The sequence below is a fragment of the Pseudomonas sp. GW822-FHT03F04 genome (assembly GCF_058801405.1).
In genome coordinates, this window is record NZ_JBXANF010000003.1 from 238,512 (window position 1) to 257,060 (window position 18,549).

At 60.8% G+C, this 18,549-nt stretch carries 17 protein-coding genes; 2 read left to right on the forward strand and 15 right to left on the reverse strand.

Features of this window, described 5'->3' with window-relative positions; all coding sequences use genetic code 11:
* Positions 1-116 precede the first annotated feature (116 nt).
* Both AC1RMX_RS07750 and AC1RMX_RS07755 read left to right on the forward strand, forming a co-directional pair.
* Positions 117-1,982 carry an O-antigen ligase family protein gene (locus AC1RMX_RS07750; RefSeq protein ID WP_493071340.1) on the forward strand — a complete coding sequence of 622 codons (1,866 nt, stop codon included), beginning with the start codon at positions 117-119 and terminating at the stop codon, positions 1,980-1,982.
* 2 nt (positions 1,983-1,984) lie between these two features.
* Positions 1,985-3,205: an acyltransferase family protein gene (locus AC1RMX_RS07755; protein ID WP_102620155.1), complete on the forward strand. Its 1,221-nt coding sequence runs from the start codon at positions 1,985-1,987 to the stop codon at positions 3,203-3,205.
* A gap of 4 nt (positions 3,206-3,209) precedes the next feature.
* Here AC1RMX_RS07755 and AC1RMX_RS07760 read toward each other — a convergent pair whose 3' ends face one another.
* The 15 genes from AC1RMX_RS07760 to waaC all read right to left on the reverse strand — a co-directional run bounded on the left by AC1RMX_RS07760 (position 3,210) and on the right by waaC (position 18,549).
* Positions 3,210-3,833, reverse strand: coding sequence for a CatB-related O-acetyltransferase (locus tag AC1RMX_RS07760; RefSeq protein WP_493071342.1), 624 nt, complete (start codon positions 3,831-3,833; stop codon positions 3,210-3,212).
* 3 nt (positions 3,834-3,836) lie between these two features.
* Complete coding sequence (locus AC1RMX_RS07765; protein ID WP_096819955.1) at positions 3,837-4,721, reverse strand: glycosyltransferase; 885 nt, start codon at positions 4,719-4,721, stop codon at positions 3,837-3,839.
* Positions 4,722-4,735: 14 nt separating this feature from the next.
* Complete coding sequence (locus AC1RMX_RS07770; RefSeq protein WP_096819860.1) at positions 4,736-5,890, reverse strand: glycosyltransferase family 4 protein; 1,155 nt, start codon at positions 5,888-5,890, stop codon at positions 4,736-4,738.
* A complete protein-coding gene (locus tag AC1RMX_RS07775) occupies positions 5,887-7,332 on the reverse strand; it encodes a PIG-L family deacetylase (RefSeq protein ID WP_493071344.1) in 1,446 nt (481 codons plus the stop codon). Before AC1RMX_RS07775 ends, AC1RMX_RS07770 begins: the two co-directional genes overlap by 4 nt.
* Positions 7,333-7,340: 8 nt before the next feature.
* The gene (locus AC1RMX_RS07780) at positions 7,341-8,237 is read right to left on the reverse strand and encodes an antimicrobial resistance protein Mig-14 (protein ID WP_493071346.1); all 897 of its coding nucleotides are present in this window, start codon (positions 8,235-8,237) and stop codon (positions 7,341-7,343) included.
* Complete coding sequence (locus AC1RMX_RS07785; protein WP_096819863.1) at positions 8,237-9,367, reverse strand: glycosyltransferase; 1,131 nt, start codon at positions 9,365-9,367, stop codon at positions 8,237-8,239. The genes AC1RMX_RS07780 and AC1RMX_RS07785 overlap by 1 nt, the downstream gene beginning before the upstream one ends.
* The gene (locus AC1RMX_RS07790) at positions 9,351-11,108 is read right to left on the reverse strand and encodes a carbamoyltransferase family protein (protein WP_007952261.1); all 1,758 of its coding nucleotides are present in this window, start codon (positions 11,106-11,108) and stop codon (positions 9,351-9,353) included. The genes AC1RMX_RS07785 and AC1RMX_RS07790 overlap by 17 nt, the downstream gene beginning before the upstream one ends.
* A gap of 225 nt (positions 11,109-11,333) precedes the next feature.
* Positions 11,334-12,125, reverse strand: a complete 792-nt coding sequence (locus tag AC1RMX_RS07795) for a DUF3800 domain-containing protein (RefSeq protein WP_493071348.1) — start codon at positions 12,123-12,125, stop codon at positions 11,334-11,336.
* Between the two features lie 5 nt (positions 12,126-12,130).
* The gene (locus tag AC1RMX_RS07800; RefSeq protein WP_493071350.1) at positions 12,131-12,466 is read right to left on the reverse strand and encodes a YceK/YidQ family lipoprotein; all 336 of its coding nucleotides are present in this window, start codon (positions 12,464-12,466) and stop codon (positions 12,131-12,133) included.
* 159 nt (positions 12,467-12,625) lie between these two features.
* Positions 12,626-14,077, reverse strand: coding sequence for a lipopolysaccharide kinase InaA family protein (locus AC1RMX_RS07805; protein WP_493071352.1), 1,452 nt, complete (start codon positions 14,075-14,077; stop codon positions 12,626-12,628).
* On the reverse strand, positions 14,077-14,829 hold the full coding sequence (locus AC1RMX_RS07810) for a lipopolysaccharide kinase InaA family protein (protein WP_493071354.1): 753 nt from the start codon (positions 14,827-14,829) through the stop codon (positions 14,077-14,079). The genes AC1RMX_RS07805 and AC1RMX_RS07810 overlap by 1 nt, the downstream gene beginning before the upstream one ends.
* Positions 14,826-15,560, reverse strand: coding sequence for a lipopolysaccharide kinase InaA family protein (locus AC1RMX_RS07815; protein ID WP_273536175.1), 735 nt, complete (start codon positions 15,558-15,560; stop codon positions 14,826-14,828). Before AC1RMX_RS07815 ends, AC1RMX_RS07810 begins: the two co-directional genes overlap by 4 nt.
* Positions 15,560-16,366: a lipopolysaccharide core heptose(I) kinase RfaP gene (gene rfaP / locus AC1RMX_RS07820; RefSeq protein WP_493071357.1), complete on the reverse strand. Its 807-nt coding sequence runs from the start codon at positions 16,364-16,366 to the stop codon at positions 15,560-15,562. Before rfaP ends, AC1RMX_RS07815 begins: the two co-directional genes overlap by 1 nt.
* Entirely contained in the window at positions 16,367-17,488 is a 1,122-nt protein-coding gene (locus AC1RMX_RS07825; protein WP_096819870.1) for a glycosyltransferase family 4 protein, read from the reverse strand.
* Entirely contained in the window at positions 17,488-18,549 is a 1,062-nt protein-coding gene (gene waaC, locus AC1RMX_RS07830) for a lipopolysaccharide heptosyltransferase I (protein WP_085711109.1), read from the reverse strand. The genes AC1RMX_RS07825 and waaC overlap by 1 nt, the downstream gene beginning before the upstream one ends.

Here is an 18,549-nt window from a genome sequence, read left to right on the forward strand (position 1 = left end):
ACAGCTTCTTCAGGGTTCTGGCAATCGGGCAAAGGCTGTTATTGTTAGGCATCTTTTTCAGCATCAAATAGCCATCAATGAAATGGCCGATCAACTTCAGGATTGAATCTCACAGCATGCAACTTCGCGGCTTCAGCAGTACGTCCAATCGAATCTTCGATTTCATCAGCCTGTGGATACTTCCCGTCGGCTACTTCCTGCTCTTGTGCGCGCTGTTCTTCCTGCCGGGTCGCAGCCTGCATCACAAACTGTTTTATGGTCTGTTCAGCATTCCTGCCCTGATCGCCCTGTGCCTGCGCCCGCGGGAGTTGAAAGAGCTGCTGGGCGAACCGGTGATTCTTGCGGTGCTTGCGTTCATCGCCTGGGCGTTGCTCAGTCTGTGCTGGGGTCCGCCCGATGGCGAATCGTTCGGCGGCATGCTCAAACCCCCGCTGCATACCTTGCTGCTGTTCGTCGGTTGCTACCTGGTGGTGCGCTACCGCAGTGACATTATTTCGCCGATGCTGTTCGTCGCGGCCGTGGTTGCCTTGATCGCCACGATCTGTTTCCTGATCCCCTTTATCCATCATTACCAGCCAGGTGCGCGTCTGGTCGGCGGCGGGGCGTTCGACAACCCGCTGCTCAGCTCCCATCTGTTCGGTTTTTTCTGTGCCTACTGGCTCAGCGTCAGCATGTCCTGCAAACATGGCCGCCTGCTCTGGCTCAGCCTGCCGGCGATGCTGATCATGTTCGCGGCGGTGATCTCGACCGGTTCCAGAACGCCGCTGGTCGCCTTGACCATGGCGGCCTTGTGGCTGGCCTTCATCTGCTGGAACCGGCGTTCGCTGGTGATGCTGGGGTCGCTGGCGGCCGTCGGCATCGCCGTGGTCGCCCTGTTCTCGAAGATGATCACCGAGCGCGGCGACTCCTACCGTTTCGAAATCTGGCAGATTGCCCTGCAAAAAATTGCCGATCATCCCTGGATCGGTCATGGCTACAACGCCGATCTGGCGATTGACCCGGGCGTTGGCTACAGCTTTCAGGAACCGCACAGCTTTGTCCTCGGCGTGCTTTATTACGTCGGCATCCTGGGCCTGCTGCCGTGGCTGTTCTTCCAGGGCTGGAGCTTGCTGAGCAGCTGGCGTCAACGCGTACAACCCTTGCTGATCATCGCTTCCACCTGGCTGGTGTTCGGCATCGGCGCCGGGCTGACAGAAGGTGGCGGCATCATTTCGCGCCCCAAGGAACACTGGTTCCTGCTGTGGATTCCGCTGGCGCTGATTGCTGCGCTCAGCATCAATCAGCGGGCCCGACGCCTGTTGGCAATACCGGTGCAGAAACTGTCGGTCTCCGGCCTGCAACAACGCTGCGCCGATGCTCAGGTGATCGAAGAGGACGGCCTGGGTCCAAAGGTCCTGCGCCTGACCGATGGCAGTTTCCTCAAGCTGTTCCGTCGCCGCCGCTGGTACACCTCCGGCAACTTCAACCCGTACTCCGAACGCTTCGCCATCAATAGCGAACAATTGCGCCGGATGGGCATCCCGACCCCGCAGGTGCTGAATCTGTATCGCCTGGACGATGGCAGCAGCGCGGTGCACTACGCTCCGTTGCCGGGTCACACCTTGCGTCAGGTGCTGCAGGGCATCCCCGCACCAGCGGTGCGACAGGCGCTGGTCGAACGTTTCGGCAAGTTCATGGCCCGGCTTCATGAGCAGGGTGTCTATTTCCGCTCACTGCATCTGGGTAACGTGCTGGTGCTGGAGGACGGTGAGTTCGGGCTGATCGATCTGGCCGACCTGCGCATCTATCCATCACCCTTGAGCCTTTCATTGCGCCAGCGCAATTTGCGCCACATGCAACGCTACACGGAAGACAAGCGCTGGCTGTTCGAGGATCACTTCGATGCCCTGCTCCAGGGGTATTCGGTGACGGCCTCCAAGGCTGCCGTCGACAATCTGCACCGGCAAGTGCAACAGGGAGGTCGCCCGGCTCGGGCCCACTGATCATGACGGATACAAACCCAGTCTTTGCCGCGATAGCGTATCTGCTCGCTATCGCGACGTCGGTAATGTTCCTGCGTCTGATACCCAAAGCCGCCCAGCACCTGCGTCATAGCGGCGAAAGCCGCTATAACAGCATTGACGGCTTGCGCGGCTATCTGGCTTTTGGCGTGTTCATTCATCACGCAATCATTACCTGGTTCTACCTGCGCACCGGCGTCATCGACTTTCCGCCCAGCAATCTCTACTCCCAATTGGGCCAGGCCAGTGTCGCGCTGTTTTTCATGATCACCGGTTTCCTGTTCTGGAGCCGCCTGCTCAAACAGGGTCGCGACCATGACTGGCAGGCATTTGCGGTTTCACGCGTGTTTCGGCTTTATCCGCTTTACCTGCCGCTGATGCTGATCGTGTTTGTCACCGTCTTCCACCTGCAAGGCTGGGAGCTGAAAGACTCCGGCACGCAGCTGGCCGGGCAGATACTGGCCTGGCTGACGTTCGACCGACCCGACATCAATCAGTACCCCCATAGCGGCATGTTGATTTCCAACGTGACCTGGACGCTGGCCTATGAGGTGTTTTTCTACCTGGCGCTACCACTTCTGGGGCTGATATTCATCTACCGCAAGCACTGGCTGCAGGTGGTCCTGTGCCTGATCGGGATCTATGCCCTTTATCAGGTGGTCGGCTGGGAGCATTCGCTGAAAAAGCACTTTCTGGCGAGTTTCCTGGGGGGGATCGCCGCGGCTTACTGGGTGAGACGTCCCCATCTGGTGGCATGGAGCCAGACACGGTTCGCCACCTTCATTGCCCTGCTGGCCCTTGTTCTCGTGATGACGCAATACAAACGCGCCTTCAGCCTGATGCCGCTGCTGTTGCTGGGCGTGTTTTTCGTCATCGTGGCATCGGGCAACGCGCTATTTGGCGCCTTGCGCCTGCGTAGCGTCCGCTGGCTGGGAGAGATCAGCTACAGCACCTATCTGCTGCATGGCTATGTGCTCTGGATGATGGTGCAGCAACTCCCACACCTGGTTCCCTTCAATCCACAGAACCCGATCCTCTATCTGCTGTTGATGGCCGTGTGCAGTTGTCTGCTGATCGTGATCGCCAGCCTGACATTTCTGTACATCGAGAAACCGGGCATCGAAGCAGGCAGGAAGTTTCTGCAATGGTTACGTCAGAAGCAGGCGCCGAAAAAACTGGCCGACAAAGCCGTTCAGGACCACTGAGCGGCTACGCCGGCTGGCGTTGGCGGGCATAACTCAGGAAAGCCTCGATGTCATCGCTGCAGAGCTTGTCGACCAGCCCGCGCAGTTCGGCTTCCGGCCAATCCCACCAGGCACTCTGCAACAACTGCTGACGCTGCTCCTCGGAAAACCGCCAGCGCAGGAACTTCGCCGGATTGCCACCCATGACCGCATAGGGTTCAACATCCCGCGTGACCAGTGCACCGGCAGCGATGATCGCGCCACTGCCGATCGTGACACCCGACAGGATTGTGCAGTTGGAGCACAGCCAGACATCGTTGCCGATTATCACGTCCCCGTGAGTACCGCTGTAATCGCAGATGCCAGCAGCCTCCGGCAGCATCGCCGGAAAGGGAAACGTGGTCACCCAGTCCGCCCGGTGATGCCCGCCAAGAAAGATCTGCACACCTACGGCAATCGAACAGTAGGCACCGATCTTCAGCGTCGAGCCTTCCTTCCAGTCATGAACGATCGGCAGACCATAACTGCCCCGGCCAAAGCTGTAGTCAGGGTAAGCCCGGGCGAACCGCGCCGCGCCGCGTTCGATCTTCGGCAGCTTGCGAATCGCCCGTTTGGCGCGCTGCTCACGCCAGCGCTGAAGCCAGCCCATGGCTCAGTCCTTTTCCAGCGGTGAAAACAGCAGCCGGCCCAGACCGCGCCAGGTTTTCTTGTTCCAGGCCTTGAGCGGAATCTGTGCCAGCAGCTCCCGCGCCAGTTTGCGGTCACGGTTGGCGGTTTTCAGGAACATCGAATTGAGCGACTTGTAGCGCACCTCGTCGTACAGCGGGTGATCGCTGAACAGCGCGTAAGTGCGCAGGATGTTTTCGATCATGAAACGGTGGTTCTTGTACGAGTTCGTGGCGTGTTTGCGATAGCGCGCCATCACCACGTTCAGGCCGTCGATGAAATACCCGGCGCGGGTGACTTTCAGCTCGATGTACAGATCCTCAAGACGAATCGTCGGATCGAACCCACCCACCTTGTCCAGTGCCTCGCGGCGGATCATCAGGGTCGGGGCCGGCGGATACGGCTTGCGCTCCAGGAACATGTCATCGAAATCCAGGCGACGGAACGGCACGTCCCGGCGCTGGCGCTTTTCCGGGTAGAGGTTGCCGTCGGCGTCCATCAACTCGATGTTGCCGGCGCAGATACCCACTTCCGGCTTGCCGTCCATGTACGCGACCTGGGTGGCGATCCGGTCCGGGTACATGATGTCGTCGGAGCCGAACGGCACGATCAGGCTGCCCCTGGCCCGCGCAATCGCGCCGTTCAGCGTATTGGTCAGGCCCTGGTTCTGCTGCACACGGAAGTCGAATCCGTGCTTTTCCTGCAAGGCTTTGATGCGCTCGACGCTGTCATCCTTCGAGCCGTCGTCGACCACCAGCAGCTCAATGTTCTTGTAGCTCTGGTTGATGACGCTGAGGATGCTTTCCTCGATGTACGGTCCGTGGTTGTAGGACGCGATGATCACGGTGACGATGGGTTGTGCATCGCTCAGGGCGGTGACCTCACTCATGGCTGTTCCTTGCGGGCCTGCGCCAGGCCGGAGTCGATCAGGGTCAGGTATTCCTGACGGAAGACCTCAATGTCGTGTTGTTCCTGCAAATAGCGATAGGCCTGCTCGCCCTTGGCCTTGAGCTCGTCATCCGACAGCCCGAGGTAGGTATCCAGCGCCGTCACCAGGCTCGTCACGTCCTTGGGGGTGATCGACAGGCCACCGGCACCTTCGATCAGCGGCAACATGGCCGGCACGTTCGACGCGATCACCGGCAGATGCCCGCTCATGCCTTCCAGCAAGGCCAGGCCCAGGCCTTCGGCCAGCGACGGCATGGTCCAGATATCGAACGCTCGTACGTATTGCAGGGCGTTTTCCTTGAAGCCCAGCAGGTGCGCGCGACCGCTCAGGCCCAACTGTTCGATCTCGGCCGCCAGCGGCGCTTGCAGGCGCCCGGCACCGATGATTGCCAGTTGGGTGTTCGGGTATTTGTCTTTCAGTTGGGCGAAAGCCTGCAACAGGTAAGTGTGGCCCTTGACCGACACCAGCCGGCCCAGCGCACCGATCAGGCGCACCTTCGGGTCGATACCGAGCAGCTCACGGGCCCGCTCGCGGCTGTGCTGCAAACCTTCGGCCTGTTCGATGTCGATGGCGTTGGTGATCGCATACGTATTCTGATCGGTGAAACCGCAATCGCAGTCCAGCAGGTACTGCTTGACCGCCGGCGACACACCGACAAAGCGCCAGTGGCGATCGATCAGACGCTGGGTCTGACGACGGCGATAGAAGCGGTCGTACTCGCCAAAACCGTGGGAAATGCCGATGCACAACGGCACTTTCAACCAGCGGTTGAGCGTCAGCATCATGTTCACCGGTTTGAACCGGTTGCAGATCACCACATCAAACTTTTCCCGACGGCAGAACTTGTACAGCTGCCACATCGCCCGCAGGCGCATGCCTTTGAGGGACTTGTCGGAAAACTCGAAATACACCGAACGGTCGGCCCGGCTGACGGCTTCACCCGGCCCGGGCTTGCCGCGCAGGAATGCTGCCGTCACCTCATAACGATCCGTCGGCAAAGCCTTGACGATCTGTTCGGCGAGGTCGGCGAAATCATGGGATTTGACGTTGTAGTCGGGCTGCAGCTGCAGAACCTTTGCGCGTTGACTCATGACTCTCCCCGTTGCGAACCCGTCGCGCCTGTTTCGCTCTGCTTCAGCACCCAGAACAACTCCTGGCGCCTGACCGCTTTGCGGAAAAATTCGTTCTCGCCGTATACCGACGGCGTTCGGCCGGCCAGCATTCGCTGAAACAGCCGGCGCAGTCGCCGCTTGAACGGCGCCGGCGGCTGCAGGTCATGCATCATGCCCAGCGCCATGGCCTTGTCACGTTGCAGCTCGATCGGCAGCGGCAGGCACACCGGTTGCATCGCCACGTTTGCATCGAACGTCGGCGGCAAGGCGATGCCCTGCCCGCTGTCGCCCATCGGCCAGCGATCGTTGTCGTGCAGGTGGTTGGCGTAACCGAGCAGGGTCGGTTGGTAATCGAGACCGCGCAAGGCTTCCAGTACGGCCTCCTGGGCGCAGATATGGTCGGGATGCGGATCCAGCGTCGGATGTGGCAACACGATCACATCCGGACGCGCACGAGACAGGACGTCACACAGGTCGGCCAGCAGATTGTTCCAGGTCGGCGCGCCGTCGGCATCGCCGGGCAAGGCAAACGGATTCAACTGACGAAAAATTCGCGTGTCGCTCAGATCGGCTTCCCGCGAACCCACCGGCTGATTCGGCGCAGCCTGCATCGCCGCCAGTTGCAGGCAGAAATACCCGAGCTGCACGCAGTGTTCCTGCGGTACACCGGCCCAGCGCGGCACGGCGAGGCTGTCCCAGGCCCGCAAGCGGCCCTTGAGTCGCGCCGCCTCGACCTTGTTCAGGCCCATCTGCTGATAGTGTTCGGCTTCGATCTCGCCAGCGGTCAGGGTAACGATCCAGGCCTCATCGGCCTGACTGTACAAACCGTAAGCGGCCAACTCGGCATCGTCGGCGTGCGGCGCGATCACCATCACCCGCTGACGGCGGTAATCCGGTTGTTCCAGCGCCCACAACACCGGTTCGCCGGTCACCCGGCAGAAACGTCCGCGCAGGCGCAACAGGCCTTGCGACAAGGTCTGCGCCTGACCGCTGAGGTTCAGATAACGCAGGCCGTTGACGCCACGTTCGAAAGTCTGAGCATCCGGATTCGTTCCGCCCGCAAGCTCCACCCGTGGATCGAAGAAACGTCCCAGCCAGGTGCTTTTCACCCGCACGGCGAGGATCAGCGTGGCGTCGTCCACCAGCATCACGCCCTCGTCGAGGCGCAACTGCTCACCGCTCAAATGCACTTTCGGCTGCGGTGTGAACGGCGGAAAGCTGTATTGGTAGTCGTCTTTCGGCGAGTAGAACAAGTGATCGGCGAACCACGCTTCGTGAGCGATCCAGCCAACCACCGCCAGCACCAGCGGCAACCACCAGGCCACCAGCACACCGAGGGCGATCAACACGATCAGCGCGATCAACAGGCCGATGCGTTTATTGCGCCGGTGACGCTTGAGCAGTTGCTGTTTGCGGCTCATGGGCTGACTCATACGGTGAAGACCGGCACAGGATTGCACCAGCGATCCTTGTATTCACGGTCGGCACGACCGAAGGAAAAGCGTAGCGGCTTGTTCAGCGCCCGGGCGTGCTCCCACGCCGATTGCGTATTGAGGAAGCTCAAGACACTGCCGGGGCTGAATTCACGGGTTTCGGGGTCGACGCCGCCGTTGATGTACTCGACGCTGATCCACTCCGGCGCTTCGACGCGATATACCAGTTGAATGGCGATCGGCACATCGTTGAGGAAGATCACCGAACCGATCAACAGCTCGCGCAACAACTCGATGACCTCGGCCATGCGTGCCGCGCCAGTGGCCGGGAATCCCCAGCGACGCTGGAACAGGTCGCAATAAATGGCTGCCAGTTCCGCACTCGTGAACTCGCTGACCGGCCGTACGACACCGCCCGCCTCTTCCAGCAGGCGCAGCTCACGGCGCTGGTTGTAGCGAAACTTCTTCGACAGTTCTTCCGGGGTGCGGGCCATGGCCAGTTGTTCGGTCTGCAACTTGAGACCGCTGAAGCGGTTTTCGTTGAGCGCCGACAGGTATCGCCCGCGATGGCGCAGCGGGGCCTGGGCATCGACGGCGGCCGGCAGGATCAGCTCGGCGTTGCCGAGGTCGAACAGGCCTTTCTTGCCGTTGCGCTTGAGCACGTCCTTGGACAAGGCCAGATCGCGGCCCCAGGTCGGGATCGCCGCCTTGACTTCGCCCTGCTGCTCCCAGGCCAGATAGCGCACCGGGATGCCGGCCAGATCCGCCAGACGCTCGACGACCAGCGGATGAGTCGCGACGCTGCCGCCAAAACGCTGCCAGGCCTGTGCATAAGTTGAGGCGTCAACGGGCGACCAGCCACGTTCGCGCCAGCCTTGAAATCGGTTGAGCATCAGCCCCTCGGTGCCAGATCGGTAACTTGCGGCAAATGCCAGAAGGTGTCGCGTACGGCGCGGTCGGAGAAGCGCTCGCGCAGGCGATCGAACATCATCTCGGCGCATTGACGGCGTTGCTGCTCGTCCATGCCGGCCAGATGTTTCAGGCCCTGGGCCAGATGTTCGGCATCACCCAGCGGGAACAGAATGCCCACGCCTTCGACCACTTCCTTCGCCCCGCCGCACGCAGTCGCCAACAACGGCACGCCAGCGGCCATGGCCTCCAGCAGCACCATGCCGAACGGTTCGTGGTCGGAACTCAGGGCAAACACATCGAATGCACGGAAATAATTGCGCGCGTCCGGCACCTGACCGAGAAACAGCACGCGATCACCGACGCCCAGTTCGCGGGCCAGCGCCTTCAGATCATCCTCAAGACGCCCCTTGCCGAGAATCACCAGTTGGCTGTTGGCCGGCAGACCGGGCAGCGCCGCGGCAAAACCGTGCAGCAGCGTGGCCTGATCCTTGTCCGGATGCAGGCGACCGACGTTGCCGACAATGAACGCATCCGCTGAAAGACCGAGGGTTTCGCGGGCTTCACGGGCGGACACCTGACTCATCTGCAACGCCGAGACATCGATGCGGTTGTAGAGGGTCTGGATTCGCGTCGCCGGCCATTTCGGCAGGCAGCGGCGCATGTCGTCGCGCACCGCGTCGGACACGCCGAGCAGGCTCAGGCGCTTGCGGAAAATGTGCGCGAACAGCTTGCGCGTGCCGCGTTTGTAATCGCCAAACGCGTGGTGCACGCCAATGACCGGCAGCGAAGTGCCGAGCAAGGCGATGTAGATCGGCTTGAAGCGATGGGCGATGCAGAAACTGAAATTGCGTGAAGCGGCGATCTTGCGCAGATCGCCGATGGCGCCCAGCTTCAGGCCACGAATGGCCTTGGAGCTGTATTCCATGAACAACACTTCGTCGGAGGCGCAGGCCGCGGCCACCTCGCTATCGGCCGCCCCGGTCAGAAAGACCGTGGTGACCCGATAACCGGTGCCCGCGAACAGGCTGGCGTACTGCCGCGCGCAGTCCAGGAACGGCCCGTCATAGCCGTGGCAGAACTGCAGCACATGGCGTTCAGCCGAGCGTGTCATAAGCGTTTGCGCCTTCTTTGACCACCAGGATGTCTTCCATGATCAGGTACTGCAGATCGGAGCCGAAGAACATGTTCAGGGCATCGGTCGGCGAGCAGATCATCGGTTCACCACGGCGGTTGAGCGAGGTGTTCAGGGACACGCCGTTGCCGGTCAGCACTTCAAGCGCCTTCATCATGTCGTAGTAGCGCGGGTTGTATTCGCGCTTGAGCACCTGGGCCCGGGAAGTACCGTCTTCGTGGACGACTTCCGGCACGCGGGTCTTCCACTCTTCCGCCACTTCGAAGGTGAAGGTCATGAACGGCGCCGGGTGATCGATCTTGATCATCTGCGGCGCAACGGTGTCGAGCATCGACGGGCAGAAAGGCCTCCAGCGCTCGCGGAACTTAATCTGGTGGTTGATGCGGTCAGCCACGCCAGCGACGCTCGGGCAACCGATGATCGAACGACCACCCAGTGCACGCGGACCGAACTCCATGCGGCCCTGGAACCAGGCCACCGGGTTGCCATCAACCATGATCTTGGCGATCTGCTCCGGCATGTTGTCGAGCTTGCGCCAGGTCGGCTTGTTCTCGTGACGGGCGCACGCGGCGATCACGTCTTCGTTGCTGTACGACGGGCCGAGGTAGACGTGTTCCATCTTCTCGACCGGCACGCCACGGGCGTTGGACACATAGGCCGCTGCGCCGACTGCGGTGCCGGCGTCGCCGGATGCAGGCTGTACGAACAGTTCCTTGACGTCGTCGCGGGCGATGATTTTCTGGTTGAGCTTGACGTTCAACGCACAGCCACCGGCGTAGGCCAGTTTGCCGGTTTCCTTGAGCACGTCGCCCAGGTAGTAGTCGATCATCTGCAGCGCAATTTTTTCGAACAGCGCTTGAATGCTGGCGGCGTAGTGGATGTACGGCTCGTCGGCGATGTCGCCTTCGCGCTTCGGACCCAGCCACTCGATCAGCTTCGGCGAGAAGTAGTAACCCTTGCCCTTCTCTTTATAGCGACGCAGACCGATCACGTTGGCGTAGTCGGTGTTGATCACCAGCTCGCCGTTCTCGAACGAGGCCAGACGCGAGAAATCGTATTTGCTGGCGTCGCCGTACGGCGCCATGCCCATGACCTTGAACTCACCGTCCAGCATGTCGAAACCGAGGAACTCGGTGATCGCACCGTACAGGCCGCCCAGGGAGTCCGGATCGAAGAATTCCTTGATCTTGTGGATCTTGCCGTTTTCGCCATAACCGAAGAAGGTCGTGGCGTACTCGCCCTTGCCGTCGATGCCGAGGATCGCGGTTTTCTCTTTGAAACCCGAGCAGTGGTAGGCACTGGAAGCGTGGGCCAGGTGGTGTTCAACCGGCTCGATCTTGATTTTCTTCGGATCGAAGCCCAGTTGCTCCAGGCACCAGACGATCTTGTTGCGATAGCGCTTGTAGCGGCGGTTACCCATCAGGATCGCGTCGAGTGCACGGTCCGGGGCGTACCAGTAACGCTTGGCGTACTGCCAGCGGGCCTTGCCGAAAATGCTGATCGGGGCGAACGGAATCGCGACCACGTCAACGTCGGACGGCTTGATGCCAGCCTGCTCCAGGCAGAACTTCGCCGATTCGTAGGGCATGCGGTTCTTTGCATGTTTATCGCGTACGAAGCGCTCTTCCTCAGCCGCCGCGACCAGCTTGCCGTCGATGTACAAGGCTGCTGAAGGATCATGGCTAAGGGCGCCGGACAGGCCAAGAATCGTCAATGCCACAGGGGTCTAGCCTCTTTAGTCTGCATTCAGGCGCGATGCGCCTTGAAAAATGATGTGCCCTCGCACCGGGCGAGAGACAGCTAAAGGGCGGGATTATAGCTTAAAAGCGCCGACAAACCTCTAGCGGAACTGGCCGGCCGGTGCGTTGACACTCGAGTAGCATCGACATAGACTCCAACCCAAATGGACTGGGAGATCCCGGTCGGCGCTAATGCCTCGGTGAGATCATCGGGGCTTTTCGCTTTCTGGGGATGAGAAAATTTTCAAACCCCAATTCTCGAAACCCTCTCCAACTTTGCTCCGCCCCCCGCTGCAATAGAACTTGCGCTTGAGCACGTCAAAAGCACGGTTTCCCTGACCCGCCCTCAACACGCTCATGCCAATGGGTCTCGCAACAAGATCGGCTAGCTGCAGGCCGGTGGAGTTCACCTGCTTGGTTGCAAAAACGATGTCAAACGGCAGTTGAATACCCCATCGATTCGCCCCACCACACATCCTGCGAAACTCCAATTCAAGCTCGTTATCCTCTCGCTTTCCTCGGCGCTCGAAAATCACGTGCGTCAGTGCCCCTTGTTGATTCTTCTCCTGCAAAAACTCATAGAGCGTTTCCAGACAAAAGCCGAGCGCGAGGTGATAAGGATTGTGTCCCGTGCCTTGTTTCTCGCGAAGGGAAGCCTTGTCTACGACGCAACTGATCAGAACGAAGTTGCTGGCTTCAATGATGCAAGTCAGCTCCTCAAGAAAAGCATTCTTGTGCTCTCTCGACATGAAGAGGCCAGAAAACGCTCCTTTTTCTTTACGAATTTCGAGCTCATGCAGACCGATCAGATCGTGTCCCATATGGGTGAACTTGAATTTCTGCAGGGCCGGAATGACCTTCTCGCAATAATGCCTTTTATGAAACGCACAAAACGCGAACACGAAAACTGGATAGTTGGGATCCAGTGTTTGCATTCCATGATCACCGCTCTCATCGACATAAACGATGGCATCGCTGTATTCACTGGTTGGGGGCAAGGTAATTACCCCCGACCTGGCCGCCAATAAACACTGATATTCCCGTCCACCGCCTGACGATAGATCGTATAAGGCAGGCAAGCCGTGTCGAAGACGCCGGACAGGGTCAGGTCGAGCAGGACGACCGGCACCAGAATGCCGGAGGGATCTGGCGGCGCGTGCAGCTGGCAGAAGTCGTGGGCCAGGCCGCTGTAGATGCGCGGAATGGACTGGCAGTAAGTTTTCTGTTTGCGCAGGCCGCGCGTGGCGTCCTCGTCATCCTGCAACACCGTGACGGCGGTGCCGCAGCCGGATAGCGCCAGGGAAAATGCACCGATGGTGATCGCCGTTTTGATGGTCAAGGTTTGCCCTCCGGGAACGTCGGGGCAAACTAGCATCGGGGCTTTACGGGGGGCAGTTCATGGGTTCCGGGAAGGCCGTAGGACAAGTCACAAGGATTTGTCGCCACATGCCTTACCCGAATTCAACTGCAGAAACCTCTTACGCGCTGGCGAAAATAATCACGCAGCGCCCGATGCATCCTTGGGCAAACGCTGATCAATCACCTGATACAGCGCACAGCTCTCAGGCCAGTTGCGCATGAACCGCGCACGATCCTTGGCATAAGCCGGAGCAAAGCTGCCCGCCGAGCCGTGCTGGCACATCGAATCCAGATCGATCAGCGCCCAGCGATCCTCGTGCCAGAACAGGTTGTGGCCCTTGAAATCGCCGTGACTGATGCGCTCTGCAATCAACCGCGCAAACAACTGATCCAGCGCCTGCAACTCGGCTTCCGGCGCTTCGCCGCTTTCAACGTACGGTGCAAAACGCTCGATGATGTCCGGCCCGGCCAGGTACTCGGTGATCAGGTACGCCTTGCTGCGCAACCAAAAGAAGCGCGTTTCCAGCACCGCCAGCGGCTTCGGCGTAGCAATGCCGAGAAACGCCAGGCGATTGCCTTCGCGCCAGGAGTGCCAGGCGCGGCTCGGGCGCCAGAAGCGCTTGAGCCAATGGGCAAAATTCTTGATGTTGTAACGCTTGATCACCAGCGGACGCCCGGCGACTTCGACCTTGCCGACGCTGGCCGCGCCGCCGGTCTTGTACAGGTGCCCCTGATCGAGCAAGGCATCGGCCTGCTCCAGCACCGGCAGCATCGCGGGTTCTTCCTCGCGACGGATCGAACGCAGGCCAAAGGCTCCGCGTCGCACGCTGAACAACGTGCATTCACGACCGACCTTGATCAGGAAATCCTTCAACCGCCAGGCGCGCACCTTGTCGATCTGTTTCTGCAAGGCTTCCAGCGGCAGCGCGTGCTCGCTGTTGCTCAGCAGGTAATACACCAGCAACTCTTCGGTGAACGGCTCGAGCGACTTGGGCAACTGGGCGAAAAACACCCCGAGGTTTTCCAGCACTTTCTGCCGGGACAATGGCTGGCCAGCGTTTTCCGCACAAATGCCGGCGCCATCGATCAGGTACAACTGACCGCCGTGGCGCAGCAGGTTGTCCAGGTGCAGGTCTTCCTGCCACAGGCCTTTACCGTGCAACTGGCCAATGGCGCCGAGGGCCTCGGCCAGCACCGCCGACTGTTCGTCGGCCAGCACCGGCAAGGACTCGACCTTGTTCCAGGCATCACCGAGACTTTCGGAACCTTCGAGAAACTCGAACAACAACCAGCCACCCTCGCCGTCCTTCAGGCCATCGGCCAGCAGCAACGGCGTAGTCATGCCTTGGGCGGCGAGCAGTTTCACCCCTTCCAGTTCACGCTGAAAATGCCGTGCAGCCTTGCTGCCAACCAGCAATTTGGCCAACACCGGACGCCCGCGCCACACGCCGGCACCGACATAGCGCTGCCCCGGCAACACCCGCAACAGGCTGAGCAACTGCAAATCGGCGGTACCCGCCGCATCGGCCAACGAAACCGTCAGCGGCAGGCTCGGTGTACGCCCGGCGTTTTTCAGGTCGGACAACTGCATCAGCGCGTCTCCTTGCGACTGCGCCGCGCGGTCAGCCGCGTGACCCAGCTATCGACCAGTGAACTGTCGACCGACTGATCGAGATACGCCGCCAGCAACTCGCGCAACTGGGCATCACTCCACTCCGGAGCGCGACGCAGCAGCGGCTCCAGATCCTTGACCCGATCACGCTGGCCGAACAGCAGGGGCCGGGTCTTTTCCAGGTCGATCAGTTGCGCCTGATACCCGGTACCCTCGGCACGCAGGAAAATGTGCTTGGGATAGAAGCAGCCGTGCACCTGACGTACACCGTGCAGGCGCCGCGCCAGCTGGCCGCAGGCCTTGAGAATCGCCAAATGCTGCGTGACTTCCAGGCTAGACCAGCGCTGCAGCAACGAATCCAGATCATCCCAACCGTCGAGGGCTCGGGTCAGCAGGATCGCGCGCACTTCGCCGTTGATTTTACGCTGGCCGAAAAACGCCGCTTGCAGCGCCGGAATGCCGAGCTGGTTGTAACGACTGATGTTGCGAAACTCCCGGGCGAACGTCGGCTCGCCAAACGGCGCGTGCAGGGTGCGGGTCAGGTAGTTGCTCTGACGCTTGAGGTAATAACCGTGGCCTTCGAGTTCGAGCCGGAACACACTGCTCCAGCCGCCGCCGTCGGTGTTCGGTTCATCCACCGCATCGAGTTGCTTGTCCCACAACGCGTCGAACGTGCCGAGGCCGTGGCGCTCCAGCAGCGCACGGTCTTCAGCGGCGAGAAAATCAGTCATTCGCGTCCCTCGAAAAATCTCACCACGTGGCGAATCCGTTTCTTGTCGGCGGCATTGAGCCGGTCACGCTGGCGGTATTGCAGGTAGAAGCGCAGGCGCTGGGTGTTCGACAGGTGGTATTTGGCAACCTTGTCGAGACAGGCCAGGTCCTTGGTAATCCGGTATTTGAGCCAGAAACCGCGCCAGAAATCGCCGTTCGGGCAGTCGATCAGAAACAGCCGCGCCTGATCGTCGATCAGCAGGTTGCGCCACTTCAGATCGTTATGGGTGAAGCGATGGTCGTGCATTGTCCGGGTGTAAACGGCCAACTGCCGACTGATGCCGTCAACCCAGCTATGACTCTTCAGCTTGGGATCGTTGCGCTCGGCCAGCGCCGAGAGGTCCTCGGTACGCGGCAGTTCGCGGGTGATCATCGCCCCGCGATCGTAGGCCATGCCATTGCGCTCCAGGCCCCAGGCCACCACTTCGGCGGTGGGAATGCCCCACTTGGCGAAACGCTTGAGGTTCTGCCACTCCATCTTCACCCGCGGCTTGCCGAGGTAACGGCGCAAGCCCTTGCCGGCGCCGACGTAGCGTTTGACGTAGTAATTGACACCGTTGCGCTGCACGCGGATGACTTCGGACAGCGGGTCGCGGGTCAGACGCTCGCCTTCAAGCGCGAATACCGCTTCAAGGCTGCCAAAATCCGCTGCGAGGTCGCTGTACTCGGGTTCAAGATTCCAACCCGCCATCAGAGCGCATCCCCGTAGCGCAACTTGCGCTCGTAGAGTTTGTTGGCCTTGCCTTCGAGCCAGTTCAGCAACGGCGCTTCTTCAGCCAGGATCTGGCGCAGCGGTTGCTGGAAGTAACCCTTGAGAAAGCGCAGCTTGTCGCGACGGGTCAGGCCGATGTCCAGCGCGGAGAAATACAGCGCCGCCAGATCCTTGTTGCGCCAGCGCTGAGTGATCGCCGGGCGGGTCTGGGCGCGGTGCAGGTCGATCACCGAGAGTTTGAAATCTTCCGGGGTGACCGGTTTGTCGGTGTGCAGCAGGAAGTGGCAGATGTAGCAGTCGCGATGGTTGACCCCCGCGCGGTGCATCATGCCCGTCATGCGTGCAACTTCGGCGATCAGCGCGCGCTTGAGCTTTGGCTGCGGCGGCTGCTTGACCCAGTCGATGCTGAAGTCTTCGAGGCTGATGGTCGGCGCCAGCTCCTCGGTGACGATGAACGAATGCTGATCCGCCGGGTTGCTGCCCTTCTCGCCGTACGCGACGGCGGTCATGGTCGGCACACCGACTTCCTGCAGACGCTGGATAGCCTTCCATTCCTGGCCCGCGCCAAGCACCGGCAGCTTGGCAGTCAGCAGGTTCTTGAAAATCTCGCCCCAGCCAATGCCACGGTGGATCTTGACGAAAAATCCGTTGCCGTCGACTTCCGTGCGCAAAGTCCTGCGGGCTTCCAGCTCGCGGTACACCTCGCCCTGCAAGCCCTCGACTTCCGCGAACGCATCGCGGCCGGCCCAGAGGCTCTTGAACGGTTCAGCCAGCATCAACTTCATTTATGCGTGCTCCGCCAGAATCACATCGGCCGCGTGCTGCGGCATGCTGTAGAGGTCGGCCGTCTCGGCGAAAGCCAAACCGTTGCGGCTCCAGGCCGCCCGTGCAGCGTCGTCGTTCAACATGTCAGTCAGGTATTGCGTCAGTTGCGCCTGATCGAACGGCTCGTCCAGCACGCGCCCGGCATCGGCCTCGGCAATGTAATGGGCGTAGCCGCAGACCGCGCTGACCAGCACCGGCAACCCGGCGACCAGCGCTTCAAGCAATACCGTACCGGTGTTCTCGTTGTACGCCGGGTGGATCAACAGATCGGCGCCGAGCAGGAAACGCGGGATATCGCTGCGCCCCTTGAGGAACGTCACGTTGTCGCCCAGACCCAATGTTGCACTCTGCATCTGGAACAATTTGGGGTCATCCTGGCCGATTACAAACAGCCGGGTGCGTTTCTTCAGTTCGGCGGGCAATGCGGCCAGCGCCTTCAGGCTGCGATCGACGCCCTTGGTCTTGAACCCGGAGCCGATCTGCACCAGCAACAGTTCGTCGTCCTTGAGGTTGAATTCGGCGCGGAAACCGGCGCGAATTTCGTCGGCATCCGCCGGACGCCGACGATCCTGGGCGATGCCCGGAGGCAGCAGGTGGAAGCGCTCGAGCGGCGTGTCGTAATGCTTGATGAACAGCGGCTGCTGCACTTCGGAGATCATCAACACTTCAGTCTTCGCGTCTTTGGCGAACACCGCGCGCTCGTACTCGGCGAAGTGGCGATAGCGGCCCCAGCGGCGATACAGCGAATTGCGCAGGTTCTGCGCCTTGTCCTCGAAGCAGCCGTCGGCGGCGTAGTAGACGTCCAGCCCCGGCATCTTGTTGAAGCCGATCAGGCGATCCACCGGGCGCCTGGCCAGGTCCGCTTCCATCCACGCGCTGAGTTTCTCGTTGCGGCGATGGTTGAAGAACGCCTTGACCGGCGCCACCAGCACTTCGAAACCGGGCGGCACGTCGCCTTCCCAGATCAGGGTGTAGACGCGGATCTTGTGGCCACGCTTCTGACATTCGAGGGCGATGCGCATGAAATCGCGCTGCAAACCACCGAACGGGAAATACTTGTAAAGGACAAATGCCAATTGCATCAACGCAGCTCCTCAGCCATCAACAACGTGCTCAGTCGGCTGGCGACACGCTCGGGATTCAGACGCGTGAAGCACAAAGGCAACTCGCGTTTCAGGTCAAACTGACGGGCATCCTGCGCGGTCGGTTGATACGTACATTTCTTTTGCAGGCACGGCGCGCACGGGAAATCGCTGCCGAGGTGAATCTGCAGCTTGCCGTAGGCACCGGTCAGGCCCGGATTGGTCGGGCCGAACAGCGAAATCGTCGGCACGTCCAATGCCGCAGCGAGATGGCCGAGACCGGTGTCCACCGCGACACAGGCCTGGGCGCCGGCCAGCACCTTGCCGACCCCGGCCAGGTTGAGCTTCGGCAGCACTTCGGCATGCTTGAAGCCGGCAGCGATGCGCTCGGCCCGGGCCTTCTCCAGCGGGTTGCCCCACGGCAGCTTGATCCCGACGCCGAGGTAGCCGACCCGCTCGGTCAGCTCACGCCAGTAGCTTTCCGGCCAGTGTTTGGTGTCCCAGGTGGTGCCGTGCAAAAACACCACGTAAGCATTCTTGCGTGGCAGTTCCACCAGACGCTCGACGTTGAGGCCGTAATCGCCAAGGCCTTTGGGCAAGTCGTAACCCAAGGCGATAGCGAACAATTGGCGCACGCGCTCAACGGCGTGCTGCCCACGGGCCACCGCCAGTTTGCGGTCATAAAAACGCGCGGCAATCGGCTCGCGGGCAGAGCCCTTGTCGAGACCGGCCACCGGGGCTTTGACGTAACGAGTCAGCCAGGCGCTTTTCAGCAAGCCTTGAGCGTCTATCACCAAGTCATATTTGTTCGCCCGAACGGATTGCTTGAAGCGCTTCCACTCGCCGCTGGTGATGGTTTTCCAGAGGTTCTTGCGCCAGCGGCGGATCGCCACGGGAATGACCTTGCCCACGGCCGGGTGCCAGGTCGGGATTTCGGCAAAGCCTTCTTCCACCACCCAGTCGAATTTGATCCCGGGAATCGCCCGGGCAGCGTCGGTCAGCGCCGGCAACGCGTGAATCACGTCGCCCAGCGATGAAGTCTTGATCAGCAATACCCGCAA